Raw genomic sequence first — 16,835 nt, forward strand, 5'->3', positions numbered from 1 at the left:
CATCGACAATGAACGATCATTCACTTAAGCATAATGTATGAACGTTCATTCATGATAGCAACACTCCGGACAGAGGGCCGAGATGACCAAACTTGGAAACGACTTCGAAAACTTCAAAACCTGGGACAAGGAGAATTACTTCCATCCGTGGGAAGGGCTGGAAGTCCAGGGTGCCGGAAAAGCCGACAGGACGTTCAGCGAGTACGCCGAAGGCATCTATGTCTACGACGAACACGGCAACAAGATGATCGACGGCCCCGGCGGCATGTGGTGCATGCAGCTGGGCTACGGCAACACGGAAATCGCCGATGTGATGGCGGCGCAGGCCCGCAAGATGGCCTATTGCTCGCCCTTCAGCGAGGCCACATCCGTCAGCGCGGAATTCGCCCATGCCATCGCCGAACGCGCACCGGGCGACCTCAACCGGGTCTACTTCACCACCGGCGGCTCCACCGCGGTGGACACCGCCATCCGCTTTGTCCACTTCCGCAACAACCTGCTGGGCAAGCCGTCCAAGAAAAGGATCATCACCCGGGCGCATGCCTACCACGGCGGCACCTATCTGACCGCCTCGCTCAGCGGCAAGCCAAGCGAGCGCCAGTGGTTCGACACTGACCAGTCCATCCCCCATTTCCTACCGGACGTGAACGCCTTCCGCCGCCCCCAGGGCATGAGCATCGACACATTCCTGGATGAAAAGGTGGCGGATCTGGAAAACGCCATTTTGGAATTGGGCGCGGACAATGTCGCCGCCTTCATCGCAGAGCCGGTGCTGGGCTCCGGCGGCGTGATCGTGCCGCCCGCGGGCTACCACAGCCGCTGCCTGGAGGTCTGCCGCAAGCATGACGTTCTCTACATCTCGGATGAGGTCGTCACCGGCTTCGGCCGCCTCGGCCACTGGTTCGCCTCCGAGGAGCTGTTCGGCATTACCCCCGACATCATCACCTGCGCCAAAGGGCTGACCTCGGGCTATGCGCCGATGGGTGCCGCGATCTTCTCCGACCGGCTGTTTCAGGACATCGAGGGCGATATCTCCAAGGACGTCTATTTCACCAGTGGCTACACCTATTCCGGCCATCCGGTCTGTGCCGCCGCGGGCCTCAAGAACATCGAGATCTTCGAGCGTGACGGCATTTTGGAGCATGTCCGTAAGGTGACGCCGCATTTCCAGAAGCGCCTGCATCAGATGCTGGAGCTGCCGCTGATCGCGGATGTGCGCGGCATGGGGCTGGTGGGCTGCATCGAATGCTCGCTGACCCGCGACGGCCAGGCCAGCGCCGAGATTGACGCCACCATCGGCGCCGTGATCGACGCCCGCTGCCAGGAACTGGGGCTGATGGTCCGCCCCTACGGCAGCATGGCGATCTTCTCGCCGCCGCTGGTGATCACCAAAGCCCAGATCGACGACATGTTCGACATTCTGACCGAAGGCGTCCAGCGCGCAACCCGGGAACTGCTGGGCCAGGGCCTTGAACTGGAGGCAATGCGGGCCTGAGGCCCGCATCCCTTAGAAGAACCAAAACAAACCCAACACGGGAGGGAACCATGAAAACCAAGCTGACAACCAGCCTGCTGGCCGGATCGGCTGCCATCTGGGGCGCCGCCGCTGCGGCAGAAGGCGAACTGGTGATCTACAACTGGAGCGACTACCTGGACCCCGCGATCATCGAGGCCTTCGAGGCAGAAACCGGCATCGAGGTCACCTATGACACCTATGATTCCAACGCGATGCTGGAAACCAAGGTGCTGGCGGGCAGCTCCGGCTATGACATCATCGTTCCCTCCTCCACCGGCACCGCGCGGCTGATCTCGGCCGGGGTGCTGCAGAAGATCGACAAATCCAAGATCCCCAACCTGCAGCACGTCTGGCCCAAGATCGCCGGGCTGATCGAGACCTTTGACCCGGGCAACGAATACCTGGTGCCCTACAACTGGTGGACCTTCGGCATCGCTTACAACACCGGCAAACTTGCTGAGCGGCTGGGCGAAGGCCACCCCAAGTCCTGGGACCTGCTGTTTGATCCGGAGATCTCCGGCAAGCTGGCTGACTGCAGCGTGATGATCGTAGACTCCCCGATCGACGTGATCGGCGCCGCGCTGATCGACATGGGCCAGGACCCGAACACCAGCGACAAGGATCAGATCACCGCCGCCGGGGCGCATATCGGCGCGATCCGGGACAATATCGCCCAGATCTCCACCGATGCCATGATCGGCGCCCTGTCCGACGGCGATGCCTGCCTCGGCCTGACCTGGAGCGGTGACGCCTATTGGGCCGCCGATGGGGCCAAGGAAGCCGGCAATGGTGTCAACTTGGAATACATCATCCCGGAAGAGGGCACGCTGCTGGACTTTGACGGCCTCGCTATCCTGGCTGATGCCAAAAACGTGGATGAGGCCCATGCCTTCCTGAACTACCTGCTGCAGCCTTCGGTCTCAGCCCAGAACGCCAACTTCATCCGCTACGGCAGCGCCAATCTCACCGCCCAGGCTGAGATCGATCCAGAGCTGACCAGCAACCCCGCCGTCTATCCGACCGAGGCGACGATGGAGATGCTGACCACCCCGGTGCTTCAGGACCGCAAGACCGAGCGCCTGTACACCCGCACCTGGTCCAAGGTCCGCACCGGCCAGTGAACCCCGGCGCGGCTTCCGGGCCGCGCCAATCCTGCCCTGCTGCGGCCTGCGGGCCGCGCATCAATTGCCCTGCCGCGGCGCCCGCTCACATCGCGGCAGGGACTTGCAACAGGGGAACCTGCACCAATGAACTTCCATGATCCGGCCAGTGCCGCCGCCGCCCGGGCCGAACCCGCCAGTCCGCTGAAACCAGCCCGCCCGCCCTTGATCCGCTTCGAGAATGTGACCAAGACCTTTGGCAGCTTCACTGCGATCTCGGATCTGAACCTGGATATCCAGGAACGCGAGTTCTTCTCGCTCCTCGGCCCCTCCGGCTGCGGCAAGACCACGATGATGCGGCTGCTGGCCGGGTTTGAGGAGGTGACCTCAGGCCGCATCCTGCTGGACGGCCAGGACCTGACCGGCATCCCCGCCAACCGGCGCCCGATCAACATGATGTTCCAGTCCTACGCGCTGTTTCCGCATATGACGGTGGCGAAAAACATCGGCTTCGGGCTCAAACAGGAGCGCTGGAAGAAGCGCGACATCCAGGACCGGGTCGACGAAATGCTGGCGCTGGTGCAGCTCGAAGGCTTCGCGGACCGCAAGCCGCACCAGCTGTCCGGCGGCCAGATGCAGCGGGTGGCGCTGGCGCGCTCTTTGGCCAAGAAACCCAAGGTGCTGCTGCTGGACGAGCCGCTGGGCGCGCTCGATAAGAAGCTGCGTGAAGAGACCCAGTTCCAGCTGATGGACGTGCAGGACCGGCTGGGCCTCACCTTCATTATTGTCACCCACGACCAGGACGAGGCGATGACCGTCTCCTCCCGCATCGCAGTGATGAAGGCAGGCAAGCTGCTGCAAACCGACACGCCTGCGCGGATCTACGAGCATCCGGCGTCCAGCTATGTCGCTGATTTCATAGGCAACGTGAACCTGATCAATGTTGAGCTCGCGGGCATGGAGGGCGATCTGGCGCTGGCCCGCTGGGATGGCGGAACCCGGCTGGCGATCCGCCCGCAGCCCGAGGATGTGATGACCCCCGGCGCCCGCAAGACACTGGTGCTGCGTCCCGAGAAGATCCACGTCACCAAGGACCGGCCCGCAGACGCCCACAACGTGAACATGGTGGAGGGCACGGTTGAGGAGATCTCCTACACCGGCAGCGCTTCCACCTTCCTGGTGCGGCTCGACGGCGGCATGCTGATCCGCGCTCAGGAGGCCAACCGCCTCCTGACCTCGCGCCGCGAAATCGACTGGAACGACCGGGTCTGGCTCAGCTGGCGCGCAGGCGCCTGCGTGCTGGTCGACGCGTGAGGGCCGGACCATGAGGACATCACGCCGCCTGCTGATCCTGCTGCCCTATCTCTGGCTGGGGCTGTTCTTCCTGGTGCCCTTCCTGATCGTCATCAAGATCGCGCTGTCCGATTCCGTCACCGCCAGCCCGCCCTATGCCCCGACATTCAGCCTCGATGAGGGGCTTGCAGGCCTGCGCGCCTCCTTCGCGCAGTTCGATTTCGAGAACTTCCTCTGGCTGGCCGAGGACGGCATCTATCTCAAGGCCTATCTCAACAGCGTGAAGGTCGCCGCCATCGCAACCCTGCTCACCCTGCTGATCGGCTACCCGGTGGCCTATGCCATGGCCAAGGCGCCGCAGGACTGGCGCAAAACCCTCCTCCTGCTGGTGATCCTGCCGTTCTGGACCAGCTTCCTGATCCGCATCTACGCTTGGATCGGCATACTCAAGAACGAGGGCTTCCTGAACCTCGCGCTGATGAAACTTGGCATCATTGAACAGCCGCTGGCGATCATGCACACGGAGATCGCGGTCTATGTCGGCATCGTCTATTCCTACCTGCCGTTCATGATCCTGCCGCTGTATGCCTCGCTGGAACGGATCGACGGCCGGCTGCTGGAAGCCGCCGAGGATCTCGGCTGCGGCGCCCTTGCCGCCTTCCGCCAGATCACCCTGCCGCTGTCACTGCCGGGGGTGGTTGCGGGCTGCTTCCTGGTCTTCATCCCGGCGATCGGCGAGTTTGTGATACCCGACCTCCTGGGCGGCTCCGGCACGCTGATGATCGGCAAGACCCTGTGGCTCGAGTTCTTCTCCAACCGCGACTGGGGCGTGGCGGCGGCGGTGGCCATCGTACTGCTGACCATCCTGATCGTGCCCATCGTGCTGTTCCAGCGCCACCAGCAGAAACATCAGGAGGAGCTGGGATGATCCGCCGTTTCAACATGTTCAACCTGACCTCGCTGACCTTCGGCCTGGCCTTCCTCTACCTGCCGCTCTTGCTGGTGGTGATCTACTCTTTCAACGACTCCCGCCTGGTCACCGTCTGGGGCGGTTTCAGCACCAAATGGTACGGCATCGTGCTGAACAACGACGCCTATCTGGAGGCCGCCTGGATCACCCTGCGCATCGCCTTTGTCTCGGCCACGCTGGCGACAGTGCTGGGCACGCTCAGCGCGGTTGTCATGGTGCGGGCGGGCTCCTTTCCGGGCCGCACCCTGTTCTCCGGCATGATCTTTGCGCCTCTGGTGATGCCAGAGGTGGTGACCGGCCTGTCGCTCCTTTTGCTGTTCGTCGCTATCGGCCTCGACCGCGGATTCTGGACCATCACCATTGCGCACGCGACCTTTTCCATGTGCTATGCATCGGTAGTGATCTCCTCCCGGCTGGCCAGCTTCGACCGCTCCCTTGAAGATGCCGCGCTGGATCTGGGGTGCACACCGCTTTCGGCCTTTCGCCAGGTGACCCTGCCGGTGATCGCGCCTGCAGTGATCTCGGCCTGGCTGCTTTCATTCACCCTGTCGCTTGATGATTTGGTGATCGCCACCTTCACCTCCGGCCCCGGCTCCACCACCCTGCCGATGAAGCTTTATTCCTCGGTCCGGCTGGGTGTTTCGCCAGAAATCAACGCGCTGTCCACGATGCTGATCGGTATCGTTACCTTTGGCGTCATCGCCGCGTCGCTGATCAACCGGCGGCAGGAGCGGCGCCAGAAACAGGAAAACCGCGCGGCGGCCGCCGCCGCGTGAAACGCAATCAAACAAATTTGGATACGGCAATGCAGTACAACATGTCCCAGTTCTATATCGGCGGCACCTGGACAGGTCCCCTCGGCAGCAGCTCGGCGGAGGTGATTAACCCCGCGACAGAACAATCCATGGGCCCGCTCGCGCTTGGCAGCGAAGCTGACATTAATGCCGCTGTCGCCGCGGCGAAGGCGGCGCTGCCCGGATTTGCCGCCACCAGCCGCGAGGACCGCATTGCGCTCCTTGAAAGGGTTCTGGAGGTCTACACCTCCCGTATTGATGATTTCGCAAAAGCCATCTCGCTGGAGATGGGTGCCCCGATCACCATGTCGCGCGAAATGCAGGCGCAGGTGGGCATCGACCACCTGGAGGCCATCATTGCCGATCTGAAGGCGCTCGATTTCGAAGAAACCCTGCCCAACGGCGACACGCTGGTGCGGATGCCGGCTGGCGTCTGCGGGCTGATCACGCCCTGGAACTGGCCGATCAACCAGATCGTGCTGAAGGTCGGCCCTGCTCTAGCTGCGGGCTGCACTATGGTGCTGAAGCCCTCCGAGCTGACACCGCTGTCGGCGATCCTCTATGCCGAAGTGCTGCACGAGGCCGGCGTGCCCGCGGGCGTCTTAAACCTCGTCCACGGCGAAGGCCAGGTGGTTGGCGCCGCGCTGTCGCGCCACCCGGATGTCGCCCTGATGTCCTTCACCGGCTCCACCCGCGGCGGCGTCGCAGTGACCCGCGAAGCCGCGGAAACCGTCAAGAAGGTGGCGCTGGAGCTTGGCGGCAAATCCCCAAACCTGGTGTTTGCCGACTGCGATCTGGAAACCGCCATCGCCGAAGGGGTGGAAGCCTGTTTCGTCAACACCGGCCAAAGCTGCGACGCCGCCACCCGGATGCTGGTGGAGCGCAGCGTTTACGGCCGCGCGGTGGAGCTGGCGCAGGCGAAATGCGCGCAAATGACCGTGGGCAATCCGGCGGAACCGGGCGATCACATGGGGCCGCTGTCCAGCGCGCAGCAATACGCCCGCGTGCAGGAGATGATCGAGGCAGGCATCGCCGAAGGCGCGCGGCTGGTGGCCGGCGGGCCGGGCAAGCCGGAAGGCTTTGAGGCCGGTTATTATGCCTGCCCCACAATCTTCGCCGATGTGACCAACGACATGCGCGTGGCGCAGGAGGAAATCTTCGGCCCGGTGCTGGTGATGATCCCCTTTGACGGCGAGAAAGAAGCCATCGCCATCGCCAATGACACGCCTTACGGCCTTTCGGCCTATGTGCAGACCGGCGACAGCGCCCGCGCAGGCCGCGTTGCCCGGGCGCTGCAGTCCGGCATGGTCAATGTGAACGGCGCCTTCCTGGGTGCAGGCTCCCCCTTCGGCGGGGTCAAAATGTCGGGTGTCGGGCGCGAGGGCGGCCGCGAAGGCATTCTCGAATTCCTCGAAACCAAGGTGATTGCAGCACCCTGACGGGAGCTGCAAAAACGGACCAGTGCCATGAAAACCCTCCGCCGCATCTACAGCGCTCACGCCTATGACACCCAGGCCCCTGCCGGCAGCTACTGGGAGGCCACGCTGCCCGCCGCCCCTGCCTATCCGCCGCTGGACGGCGACCGGCGCACGGGCGTGGCCATTATCGGCGCGGGCTACACCGGCCTCAGCACCGCGCTGCATCTGGCCCGCGAGCACGGCGAGGCGCCGCTGGTAATCGACGCCGCCCGGCCCGGCTGGGGTGCCTCGGGGCGCAATGCCGGCTTCTGCGGCTTCGGCGGTGCCAAGCTGGGCGGCAGCGCCATTATCCGCCGCTTCGGCGAGGACGATCTGCGCGCCTTCTACAGCGCCCAGAAGGAGGCGGTTGCGCTGGTCCGCGATCTCACCTCGCCTGGCGGCATCGAGGCCGATGTGCAGGAGGACGGCGAATACTGCCTGGCCCACAGCCCCCGCGCGGCTCGCGCCCTGCCGGAAATGGCCGCAGGCCTGCGCCATTACGCCGGGGTGGACTGCCCGGTGCTGTCAGCCTCAGAAATGCGGCAGGAGGGCCTGCACGGCGACGGCTTCTACGGCGGATTTCTGCTGCCCCTGGGCTTTGGCCTGAACCCGGGCAAATACGCGGCCGGCCTGGCCCGCCTTGCGCAGCAGGCGGGCGCCGTGATCCACGGCGGCACCCCGGCGCTCTCGGTGCAGCAGGAGCGCTGCGGCACCTACGCCGTCGAAACGCCTTCGGGCCGCATCATCGCCGACCGGCTGATCATCGCCAGCAACGGCTACAGCAGCGACAACCTGCCGGACTGGCTGCGCGGGCGCTATTTGCCGGTGGTCTCGCATATAATGGTGACGCGGCCCCTGACTGAAGGCGAGAAACAGGCGCAGGGCTGGACCACCCGGCGCATCGCCTATGACACCCGCAACCTGCTGCATTACTTCCGCCTGCTGCCGGACAACCGGGTGCTGTTCGGGATGCGCGGCACCAGCAACATCACCCCCGGCTCCACACAGCAGATGCGACGCCGGATCCGCCGTGATTTCGAGATGATGTTCCCGGCCCTTGCCAAGGCTGAAACAGAATACCATTGGAGCGGCCTGGTCTGCCTGACCCGCGGTCTCACCCCCTATGCCGGGCAGATCGGAGACTGGCGGCGCGCCTGGACCGGATTTGGCTACCACGGCGGCGGCGTTGCAATGGCGACATATACCGGGCGGCTGATTGCTGGAATTGCCGCCGGAAAGCCATGCGTTTCCCCTTTACCCGAGCTCATGAAGGTGCAGCCTTCAACGTTCCCATTGCTGAGTTTCCGCCGCCACCTCCTACCTCTAGCGTACACATATTACGGCATGAAAGACCTGCATTAGGAACTTCCGCGCTGACTCGACTGAACAGACTCGCTGCGCGTGGAACACTTCCGGTACCACCGGGGGCGGTTGAGTTTTCGGTGCAGAGCAGAACTTCCGAACTGAATTTTCTCATCGTGTAAGAAAACCAGGATTTACCGGCCTGTGCCATCAAAGCGAAACCTCAACCTGTCTGAGCGCAAGGTTTGCCACCCCGTGCAATGCGTCTGCTGTTGCACCGTCACGGGCTTGCGCTGCAAACCCCTGGATCAGCACCGAGACAAATTTTGCCAGCAAGTCCGGCTTGACGGATACAGCCATGTCCCCGTCGGCGATACCGCGCCGGATCCGGTCTGCGATCATCGACTCGCTGGCTTGCCTGTAGCCGGCAAGCAGTTCCTGCGCGCATTCGCTGCCTTTGCCGCAATTGGTTGCGGCACTGATCAGGAGACAGCCCTTGGGCCTTTGTTCCGTGCAAAAGGCCTCAATCGCCTCGGACACAAGGCGGCGTAGAGCCTTGGCGGCAGTTGCTTCTTCATCAAGGGCGCGAGGGGCGTAAGCCGCAACATGCTTGACATAATGGGCGGTGCAGCGTTCAAACAGCGCCTGTTTGTTGCCAAAAGCCGCGTAAATACTGGGCGGGTTCAATCCCATGGCAGCACTGAGTTCTGCCATGGACGCAGCCTCATATCCTCGTTCCCAAAACAGCAGCATCGCCTGCTCAATCACGTGATCGGTGTCAAAGGACCGCTGCCGCCCCATGGCTGCCTCCATTATTATTTACCGATCACTACACAAATGTGCTTGACCCGGCAAGCCGCCCATTGTTTATCAATCACTACAGAATAGGTGGAGGCTAGGATGAAAGCAGCAGTTATCGAGAGTTTTGGCGGGGTGGAAGTGTTCCGGATAGCGGAACAGCCGCACCCCGAACCCAAGCCGGGGGAGGTGCTGATCCGGGTCCATGCGTCCAGTGTGAACCCTGTGGATGCGGGGGTCCGGTCTGGACGGATCCTACCCTATGACCCAGCCCAATTTCCGATGATCCTAGGCTGGGATGCGGCAGGCACTGTCGAGACGCTTGGCCCTGAAACGGAAGGGTTTGCCCCCGGAGACCGGGTGATGGGGCTCTCACCGCAACCAGGATCGCTGGTAGGCACCCATGCGGAATTTACCACCCTGCCTGCCAGCCAGATTGTGAAGATTGCCGATGCGGTTTCTTTCATCACAGCCGCTGCAATGCCTTTGATCGGCAGCACCGCACTGGCGGCATATCAAGCGCTGGATCTGCCGCCGGGCGCCCGTGTTCTGGTCAACAATCCCAAAGGGGCGGTTGGCGCAATGGCTGCAGCGATCGCGCCTTTGCTGGGGTTCGAACTCGCGGCCTCTGATGCACAAGACGTAGATGGCGCCATTGACGTGCGCGGCGGTGAACATGCGCATCAGGCTTTTGCTGCGGTGAAGGACAGCGGGGCCTATGCAACCATTGTTCCGGAGTGGTGGAAGCCGGGCGGGGTCTTTACCGCAGCGCGGGGCATCACCCCAGTGACAGTTCAAAATCCCGCCAATCAGCAGGTTCTGCTGCCATTGTCGGATTGGCTGGCCCAGGGCGTCCTGGATCCGGGGATCGAGGAGATCATGCCGCTTCACCGGATCGCAGAGGCGCACCGGAGGCTGGAGGCGCCCGGACGTACCGGCAAGTTTGTTCTGGACCATACCTGCTGACACCTGCAGCGAAAGGCACAGGCAGGGCCGCCCCCGCCTGTGCCGGTTTTTCGTGCTGCCGAAGGGTCCCGGATTGCTACGCGGGCGCGGGCACGCCCATTGCAGCAGCCGCCCGGGCCAGACACTGCTGCGCGTCATCCATGAGGTCTGCGAGAATGCGGCCTGCAGGCGCGGCCGAGCGGATCAGGCCGATGCCTTCGCCGGCAATGGCGGTTGCCACATCCGGATCGCCTGCATCCTGAGCTGCCAACCATTTAGCGGCTTCAGCGCCTGCTTCCATCCTCAAGGCATCTTCGGAGCCGTGCCATTTCTGAATGAAGGAATTGCGCAGCACACGGCCATTGTAGCGCGCAGGCCAATCATAGCCGCGGACCACGTCGACCACCTTGGTGCGGATCGTATCGTCACCGGTCGCAGCAAGCGCGCGATCCAGGATGCGGGGATGCACCAGCGCCTCGTGCGAGGCCCAGAACCGGGTGCCGACCACCGCACCATCTGCACCCAGCATCAGGGCCGCAGCCAGACCGCGCCCGTCGGTGATGCCGCCTGCGGCACAGAGCAGCGCCGTGCTGTTCCGGCACGCGATTTCGTCCGCTATCTCGGGAACCAAAGCAAAGGTGCCGCGCGCTTCGCCATGGCCGCCGGCGTCCGCCCCCTGAGCGACAAGAATGTCCGCGCCGCAGTCCAGCGCCTGTCGGGCATCGCGCAGGGTTTGGACCTGGCAGATCAGCGGCACGCCGGCATCCCGGATCGCAGGCGCAAATGGCGCCGGGTTGCCGAAGGACAGGAACACCGCCGCGGGATCCTGCGCAAGTACCAGATCAAGCAGATGCGGCTGTTCCGCCAGCTTCCAGGTGATCAGCCCGCAGCCCGTGCGGGCCCCCGCGGCGGCGGTGAACTGCTGTTCAATCCAGCCGACATCACCATAAGCCCCCCCGATCATGCCCAGCCCGCCGGCTTGGGTGACGGCGCGGGCCAGCGCGCCGCCCGCAGCAAAGGCCATCGGCGCCTGGATCACCGGACAGGTGATCCCCAGCGCCTCTGTCAGCCGCGTCTTCATTGAGCTTTCTTCCGGTATTCCTGCACCGGCAGGCCACCGACGCCCCAATCCTCCAGCGGGACCTCGTCAATCACGACAAAGGTCGTCGCTGGGTTCTTGCCCAGAATGTCCTGCAGAAGACCAGTGACCCCGGTAATCAGCTGCGCCTTTTGATCTGCGCTTGGGCCGTTGCCATCAGGGCCGCCTTCGCGGGTCACCTTGATATTCACATAAGGCATGAGTCAGTCCTTTCGTGGAGCATAGGAAAACACTTTCGCAACGATGCGCCATTCGGTGCCGTGGCGAACCAGGGTCAGCAGGTCGTGGAAGTCCCGGCCCATCATGGTCATCCGGGCGCTGACATGGGCCAGACGGTTGCTGGCAAAGGCAATCTCCAGGATCTCCTCCTCGCGCGGGTCGCCGCGTTTGGCGGGCGGCTCACGCCCGTCGACGCGGGTCATGTAGGTCTCAAGATCCAAGTAAAGCTCATCGCCTTCAGTGGCGCAGACATAGGCCAGCTGCGGGTGGAAGATCTCGCGCAGCATGGTGCTGTCGGCCTGGTGGAGGCCCTCAAAATAGGCCCCCATCAGTTCGCCGACCGCTTTGTGATCGGCGGGCGTCATTGGATCAACCCTTCGGCGCGCATCGCTGCCTGTGCCGATGGACGGGCTGCACTGCGGTTCACAAAGGCGGCAAGATTGGGCCAGCGGGCCAGGTCGATACCGGTGAAATTTGCCCAGTTCGAGACAACGAACAGGTAGGCATCCGCCACCGAGAACTGGTCTTCAATCAGCCACTCTCGGCCTTCCGCCAGCTGGGTTTCAATGAAATCGAACTTGCCCGCAACAGCGGTACGCGCAGCGTCCTTGCCGGCCTCGGATGTGCCCTCGCGGAACAGCGGGCCAAAGGCCTTGTGCAGCTCACTCCCGATCCAGTTGAGCTGTTCCTGCATCCGGGCCCGGGCCAGGGTGCCAGCCTCCGGCGCCAAGCCTGCCTCCGGGTGGCTGTCCGCGATATACTGCAGAACCGCTGCCCCTTCAGTCAAAATGCTGCCATCGTCCAGGCCCAGGGCCGGAACATAGCCCTTGGGGTTGATCGCGCGGTAGTCCGCACCCGTTTCAGTCCTGCCCGCGGCGGTATCGACGGCTTCAATTTCAAACGGGCGGCCGGTTTCATGCAGGGCGATATGGCTTGCCAGCGGGCAAGCACCGGGCTTGTAGTAGAGTTTCATAACAGTCTCCTGTGTTGGTGATGCCCTCTGACTACCTCCGAATATGATTGATTGATAATATTGTGTTTTCAGCACTATGATCGAAAAAATCGAACATGTTGGAAACTCATGAAACATGACCAGCTCATTGCCCTGGACGCCATTGTCATAACCGGCACATTCCGCGGCGCGGCGGAGCGCCTGCACAAATCGCAATCCGCCATCAGCCACACAATCCGTCAGTTGGAAGAGGAGCTGGAATTGGAGCTGCTCAGCCGCGAAGCCTACCGCCCCGCACTCACCCCAGCAGGCGAAATCTTCTACCGCGAGGCGTCGCGGGTTCTGCGCCAGATGCAGGGGCTGAGATCCACCGCGGCCCGGCTGCGCGCCCGCGAAGAGCCGGAGCTGACCGTCGCCGTCAGCGCAACAATGGATTTGGACCCTTTGCTGCCGGCCCTTGCAGAAACCGGGCGGCGCCACCCCGCAACACATCTGCGGCTGCGGATGGAGATGATGGGCGGCCCGATCGCCCGGCTGATGGAGGGCAAGGCAGATATCGCGCTCGCGTCCCTTGATGGGGTGCCATTGGACGAAGTTGAGGCTGAACCGGTTGCCGAGGTCACGATCCGGCCCGTGGCCAGCCCTGATCTTGGCCTGCCGTCCGGTTCCCGCGCATTGTCCGCATCCGAAATGCAAGGCCACGTGCAGGTGGTTGCCGCCGGCACCGGCGGCGCGGCGCATGAACAGAGCCGCGACCTGCTGTCTGGCGGGCTGAAGTGGACCGTTTCCGATCTCACGGCCAAGAAGAAAGTGATCCTCGCCGGGCTCGGCTGGGGTGGTTTGCCCGACCATATGACAGATGCTGAGCGACGCTCCGGAGCGTTGCTGTCCCTGAACCTGGAAGGGTTTCCTCTTCGCCGGACCATGCTCTACAAGATGAGACGCAGGGACCAAACAGTAGGAGTCGTTGCCAATGAACTTTGGAGCAAAATCGGTACTGCCAAGCCGGACTAAATCAGGAAACCCCTAGGACTGCTAACCTTCTGCAGCTGAAGCAGAACGCTATCATATTAAAGCGAAAGCTTTCCAAGGGCGACGTGGCCGGCTCCTGCCCGGCTTTCATCACGGTGTCATGTGCTGCAGCGCAGATTTGCCCGGCCCGCCATTCGTGTGCCGTACAGCCTTTTTCAGTTTGTCAAAGGCTGGGCTGCCGGACAAAACGGACCGCTGCTTTTGAAACCCAATTAAGTCGGAAATTGGCCCTCCGAACAGACCCCGGCAGGAAAGAAGCCCTGGCGCACTCCGCCAGGGCCCTGATTTTTGAGAGGCCAGGCGGTTATCAGACACCCGCCATCTCGCGTTTTTCCACGTCCCTGAAGAAGATCAGGTAGAAAACCGGCGCGGCCACCAGCGTCAGCACGGTCGCAAAGGCCAGCCCGCCCATGATGGTGATTGCCATCGACACGAAAAACGCATCGGTCAGCAATGGCGCCATGCCAAGAATGGTGGTCACTGCTGCCAGCATCACCGGGCGCAGGCGTGAGACCGAGGCTTCGACAATGGCTTCGCGCAGAGGCTTGCCGGTTTCGCGCACCAGGTCGATCTCCTCGACCAGCACGATGCCATTCTTGATCAGCATACCGGACAGGCTGAGCAGACCCAATAGTGCCGTGAAAGTGAAGGGGAAACCGGTGCCCAGCAGCCCGATTACCACGCCGTTCACCGACATCGGCACCAAGAGCCAGATGATCACCGGCTGGCGGATTGCGTTGAACAGCAGTACCGAAATCAGCACCATTATCAGCAACGTCACCGGCAGCTGCTTGCCAAGGCTTTCGTTAGCGTCGCCAGAGCTTTCATGCTCGCCGCCCCATTCCATCATGTAGCCGGGCGGGATGTCCATCGCCTCGATGGTTTCCTGCACTTGGGCAAAAACGGTGGCCGCAGTCATGTCCGGCGGGATGTCGGCGCCAACAGTGAGCGTCGGCAGTCGGTCCCGGCGATGCACCAACGTGTTTTCCACCTCGACATCGATGCCATCAATCATCTGCTCCAGCGGCAGGAACTTTTCGGCAGAAGAAGAGAAAACAACCTGATCATAGATGTTGTAGGAGTCCTCCTGCGCTCGGCGTACCACGATGGGGATCAGCCGGTCATGTTCCCGGAAGACGCCCATCTGCACACCATCGGTGGAGAACTGCAGCGCGTCGGCGATGTTTTCCCGGGTGACGCCGGCAGTCTGTGCCCGGTCGGTAGCATAGACAGGTTTCAGCACCGGCTCCTGCTCACGCCAGTTTTGACGCGGGAGCAGGATATTGGGGGAAGCCGCTTCCAGCCGCCGGATCGCTTCTTCGCCCAGGCGGCGCAGGACGCGCGGGTCGGGACCGGAGAAGCGCACCTGGATCGGATCACCGCCACCCGGGCCGAACACCAGCCGCTTGGTACGGAACTCACCCTCAGGGAAGCGGGATTGGCCAAAAGCCTCCAGCTCAGCCTGCAGCGGCGGGATGGCGTCCAGGTTTGCGGTACGGATGATCAGGTGGCCGTAGCTGGGGTTCGGCTTTTCGGCAGAATAGGTCAGCATGAAACGGGTTGCCCCCTGTCCCGTGAAGGAGGCCACCGAAACCACATCATCGCGGGCGCCCAGCCAGTCCTCGAACACCTGCAGATGCTCGGAAGTGGTGTGTATCGATGTGCCCTGAGGCAGCTTGTAATGAACAAAGAACAGCGGGGTGTTGGAGTCCGGGAAGAACTGCTGCCGCACTTGCCCGAAACCGAAAAAGCAGACCACGGTGACGGTAATCAGCCCAGCGACGACCATCCAGCGCAGCTTCAGAGATGCCCGCAGAATTGCGCCGTAGGTGCGGAACAGAACACCATCATAGGCATCACTGTCCCCCTCCTTGCCCTGCTTGAAGAAGTAGTGGCCCAGCAGCGGGGTGGCCGTCAGAGCCAGGAACCAGCTAAGGAGCAACGAAATGGCAATCACCGCAAACAGCGAGAACAGGAACTCACCAGTCGCATCCGGGCTGAGACCGATACCGGCAAAGGCCATGATGCCGATCACCGTAGCGCCAAGCAGCGGGATTTGGGTTTTTGACGCCGCATCGTGTGCCGCCTCGCGGGAAGTCTTGCCGCGCAGCATGGAAATTTGCATCCCCTCCGCCACAACAATGGCATTGTCGACCAGCATCCCCATGGCAATGATTAGCGCACCAAGCGAAATCCGCTCCATCTCGATCGAGAACATGTTCATGAAGAACAGTGTGCCCACCACTGTCAGCAGCAGGGTTGTGCCCACCACAACAGCGGCGCGCCAACCCATGAACAGCGCCAGCACGACCACCACGATGGAAACCGACATGGCAAGGTTTACCAGAAAGTCGTTGGAGGCCTGCTCGACCACCACATGCTGCTGATAGATTGGTTTCAGATCGACACCATAGGGGATCTGGCTGTCCAGTGCGGCGAGCTTGGCGTCAACGTTCTTGCCCACTTCGACGATGTTTTCGGTGGCAAGGCCGGCAATCCCGAGAGTGAAGGCTTCAACCCCATCAAAGCGGATGATCAGATCCGGATTGTCGATGCGGCCACGATGCACGTCGGCCATGTCGATCACGTTAACCACCTCACCCTGCCAGCCGATCGCTAGGCCCTGGATTTCGGAAACCGAGTCCGAGCCTTCAGGCGCGCGCATCAGAGTTTCGGCTGGCCCGGCGTCCAGACTGCCTGCAGAGCGGACCGAGTTGGACGTGGCCAGCGCGTTGCTGATCGCGTCAATCGGAACATTCTGATTGACCGAAACCGCGAGCGTGGGTTCAACAAAGATCGCCTCCTGCGGCAACCCCGCGATTTCAACATCGGCCACCCCGTCCACCGTCAGCAGCTCGCGCCGCAAGTAGGTTGCCAGATCATGCTTTTCGGCGTCCGTGTAGCCCTCCGCCGTTACCGCATAAAATAGGCCGAACACATCGCCGAAGCCGTCGTTCACAACCGGCTGGCTGACACCCTCCGGCAAAGCGCGGGCGGCATCGCGTACTTCCGCACGCAGTTTGGTCCAGATGGCAGGCAATTCGGTGCCATCGTACGTATCCTGCATCTCCACTTCGATCAGGGAGAAGCCGGGCTGGTTCACCGAAGTGATCAGCTTGACCTCGCCCATTTTCTGGATCGCTGATTCCAGAGGCTCGGAGACTTCGCGCGCAACCTGCTCACTGTTGGCGCCCGGATACTGCGTGGCGATCACCGCGGACTTGATGGTGAAGGCCGGATCTTCAAGGCGTCCCAGGTTCAGAAATCCCCAGATGCCGCCAAGCAGGGCCGCCAGCATGATGATCCAAGTATAGAGCGGCCGGTTGATCGACCCGCGTGCAATGTCCATCTGCCTGCC

15 protein-coding genes are annotated in these 16,835 nt (G+C 62.5%); 9 read left to right on the forward strand and 6 right to left on the reverse strand.

The genetic code is table 11. From position 1 onward, the window contains the following. The first annotated feature begins 82 nt into the window (after positions 1 to 82). The 7 genes from GC1_RS07445 to GC1_RS07475 all read left to right on the forward strand — a co-directional run bounded on the left by GC1_RS07445 (position 83) and on the right by GC1_RS07475 (position 8,492). Positions 83 to 1,495, forward strand: coding sequence for an aminotransferase (locus tag GC1_RS07445; RefSeq protein WP_019296846.1), 1,413 nt, complete (start codon positions 83 to 85; stop codon positions 1,493 to 1,495). 50 nt (positions 1,496 to 1,545) lie between these two features. Continuing rightward, positions 1,546 to 2,637: an extracellular solute-binding protein gene (locus GC1_RS07450; RefSeq protein ID WP_019296847.1), complete on the forward strand. Its 1,092-nt coding sequence runs from the start codon at positions 1,546 to 1,548 to the stop codon at positions 2,635 to 2,637. Between the two features lie 126 nt (positions 2,638 to 2,763). Continuing rightward, on the forward strand, positions 2,764 to 3,930 hold the full coding sequence (locus tag GC1_RS07455) for an ABC transporter ATP-binding protein (protein ID WP_019296848.1): 1,167 nt from the start codon (positions 2,764 to 2,766) through the stop codon (positions 3,928 to 3,930). A gap of 10 nt (positions 3,931 to 3,940) precedes the next feature. Further along, a complete protein-coding gene (locus tag GC1_RS07460) occupies positions 3,941 to 4,837 on the forward strand; it encodes an ABC transporter permease subunit (protein ID WP_019296849.1) in 897 nt (298 codons plus the stop codon). Then, complete coding sequence (locus GC1_RS07465; protein ID WP_019296850.1) at positions 4,834 to 5,655, forward strand: ABC transporter permease; 822 nt, start codon at positions 4,834 to 4,836, stop codon at positions 5,653 to 5,655. Before GC1_RS07460 ends, GC1_RS07465 begins: the two co-directional genes overlap by 4 nt. Before the next feature lie 29 nt (positions 5,656 to 5,684). Then, a complete protein-coding gene (locus GC1_RS07470; protein WP_019296851.1) occupies positions 5,685 to 7,112 on the forward strand; it encodes an aldehyde dehydrogenase family protein in 1,428 nt (475 codons plus the stop codon). Between the two features lie 27 nt (positions 7,113 to 7,139). Next, positions 7,140 to 8,492, forward strand: coding sequence for an NAD(P)/FAD-dependent oxidoreductase (locus tag GC1_RS07475; RefSeq protein WP_019296852.1), 1,353 nt, complete (start codon positions 7,140 to 7,142; stop codon positions 8,490 to 8,492). 150 nt (positions 8,493 to 8,642) lie between these two features. On the opposite strand, the gene GC1_RS07480 is transcribed toward GC1_RS07475, so the two are convergent. Then, on the reverse strand, positions 8,643 to 9,233 hold the full coding sequence (locus GC1_RS07480; RefSeq protein ID WP_237754572.1) for a TetR/AcrR family transcriptional regulator: 591 nt from the start codon (positions 9,231 to 9,233) through the stop codon (positions 8,643 to 8,645). 99 nt (positions 9,234 to 9,332) lie between these two features. On the opposite strand from GC1_RS07480, the gene GC1_RS07485 reads away from it, so the two are divergent. After that, entirely contained in the window at positions 9,333 to 10,196 is an 864-nt protein-coding gene (locus tag GC1_RS07485; RefSeq protein WP_019296854.1) for an NADP-dependent oxidoreductase, read from the forward strand. A gap of 76 nt (positions 10,197 to 10,272) precedes the next feature. Here GC1_RS07485 and GC1_RS07490 read toward each other — a convergent pair whose 3' ends face one another. The 4 genes from GC1_RS07490 to gstA are packed head-to-tail and all read right to left on the reverse strand — an operon-like array spanning position 10,273 to position 12,466. Then, on the reverse strand, positions 10,273 to 11,256 hold the full coding sequence (locus GC1_RS07490) for an NAD(P)H-dependent flavin oxidoreductase (RefSeq protein WP_019296855.1): 984 nt from the start codon (positions 11,254 to 11,256) through the stop codon (positions 10,273 to 10,275). Further along, a complete protein-coding gene (locus GC1_RS07495; RefSeq protein WP_019296856.1) occupies positions 11,253 to 11,474 on the reverse strand; it encodes a tautomerase family protein in 222 nt (73 codons plus the stop codon). The genes GC1_RS07490 and GC1_RS07495 overlap by 4 nt, the downstream gene beginning before the upstream one ends. Positions 11,475 to 11,477: 3 nt before the next feature. Then, positions 11,478 to 11,858, reverse strand: coding sequence for a nuclear transport factor 2 family protein (locus tag GC1_RS07500; RefSeq protein WP_019296857.1), 381 nt, complete (start codon positions 11,856 to 11,858; stop codon positions 11,478 to 11,480). Then, complete coding sequence (gene gstA, locus GC1_RS07505) at positions 11,855 to 12,466, reverse strand: glutathione transferase GstA (protein WP_019296858.1); 612 nt, start codon at positions 12,464 to 12,466, stop codon at positions 11,855 to 11,857. Before gstA ends, GC1_RS07500 begins: the two co-directional genes overlap by 4 nt. A gap of 108 nt (positions 12,467 to 12,574) precedes the next feature. Here gstA and GC1_RS07510 point away from each other — a divergent pair, with 108 nt between their 5' ends. Continuing rightward, the gene (locus GC1_RS07510) at positions 12,575 to 13,459 is read left to right on the forward strand and encodes a LysR family transcriptional regulator (protein WP_019296859.1); all 885 of its coding nucleotides are present in this window, start codon (positions 12,575 to 12,577) and stop codon (positions 13,457 to 13,459) included. A 325-nt stretch (positions 13,460 to 13,784) separates the two neighbouring features. On the opposite strand, the gene GC1_RS07515 is transcribed toward GC1_RS07510, so the two are convergent. Then, complete coding sequence (locus GC1_RS07515) at positions 13,785 to 16,826, reverse strand: efflux RND transporter permease subunit (protein ID WP_019296860.1); 3,042 nt, start codon at positions 16,824 to 16,826, stop codon at positions 13,785 to 13,787. Positions 16,827 to 16,835: the final 9 nt, after the last annotated feature.

Source organism: Leisingera sp. ANG1, from assembly GCF_000203975.2.
In the GTDB taxonomy this organism is placed as follows: domain Bacteria; phylum Pseudomonadota; class Alphaproteobacteria; order Rhodobacterales; family Rhodobacteraceae; genus Leisingera.

Bases quoted from the DNA above. Each gene is read 5' to 3' on its own strand.
- GC1_RS07445 (WP_019296846.1), top strand. From the start codon at position 83: ATGACCAAACTTGGAAACGACTTCGAAAACTTCAAAACCTGGGACAAG.
- GC1_RS07450 (WP_019296847.1), top strand. From the start codon at position 1,546: ATGAAAACCAAGCTGACAACCAGCCTGCTGGCCGGATCGGCTGCCATC.
- GC1_RS07455 (WP_019296848.1), top strand. From the start codon at position 2,764: ATGAACTTCCATGATCCGGCCAGTGCCGCCGCCGCCCGGGCCGAACCC.
- GC1_RS07460 (WP_019296849.1), top strand. From the start codon at position 3,941: ATGAGGACATCACGCCGCCTGCTGATCCTGCTGCCCTATCTCTGGCTG.
- GC1_RS07465 (WP_019296850.1), top strand. From the start codon at position 4,834: ATGATCCGCCGTTTCAACATGTTCAACCTGACCTCGCTGACCTTCGGC.
- GC1_RS07470 (WP_019296851.1), top strand. From the start codon at position 5,685: ATGCAGTACAACATGTCCCAGTTCTATATCGGCGGCACCTGGACAGGT.
- GC1_RS07475 (WP_019296852.1), top strand. From the start codon at position 7,140: ATGAAAACCCTCCGCCGCATCTACAGCGCTCACGCCTATGACACCCAG.
- GC1_RS07480 (WP_237754572.1), bottom strand. From the start codon at position 9,233: ATGGGGCGGCAGCGGTCCTTTGACACCGATCACGTGATTGAGCAGGCG.
- GC1_RS07485 (WP_019296854.1), top strand. From the start codon at position 9,333: ATGAAAGCAGCAGTTATCGAGAGTTTTGGCGGGGTGGAAGTGTTCCGG.
- GC1_RS07490 (WP_019296855.1), bottom strand. From the start codon at position 11,256: ATGAAGACGCGGCTGACAGAGGCGCTGGGGATCACCTGTCCGGTGATC.
- GC1_RS07495 (WP_019296856.1), bottom strand. From the start codon at position 11,474: ATGCCTTATGTGAATATCAAGGTGACCCGCGAAGGCGGCCCTGATGGC.
- GC1_RS07500 (WP_019296857.1), bottom strand. From the start codon at position 11,858: ATGACGCCCGCCGATCACAAAGCGGTCGGCGAACTGATGGGGGCCTAT.
- gstA (WP_019296858.1), bottom strand. From the start codon at position 12,466: ATGAAACTCTACTACAAGCCCGGTGCTTGCCCGCTGGCAAGCCATATC.
- GC1_RS07510 (WP_019296859.1), top strand. From the start codon at position 12,575: ATGAAACATGACCAGCTCATTGCCCTGGACGCCATTGTCATAACCGGC.
- GC1_RS07515 (WP_019296860.1), bottom strand. From the start codon at position 16,826: ATGGACATTGCACGCGGGTCGATCAACCGGCCGCTCTATACTTGGATC.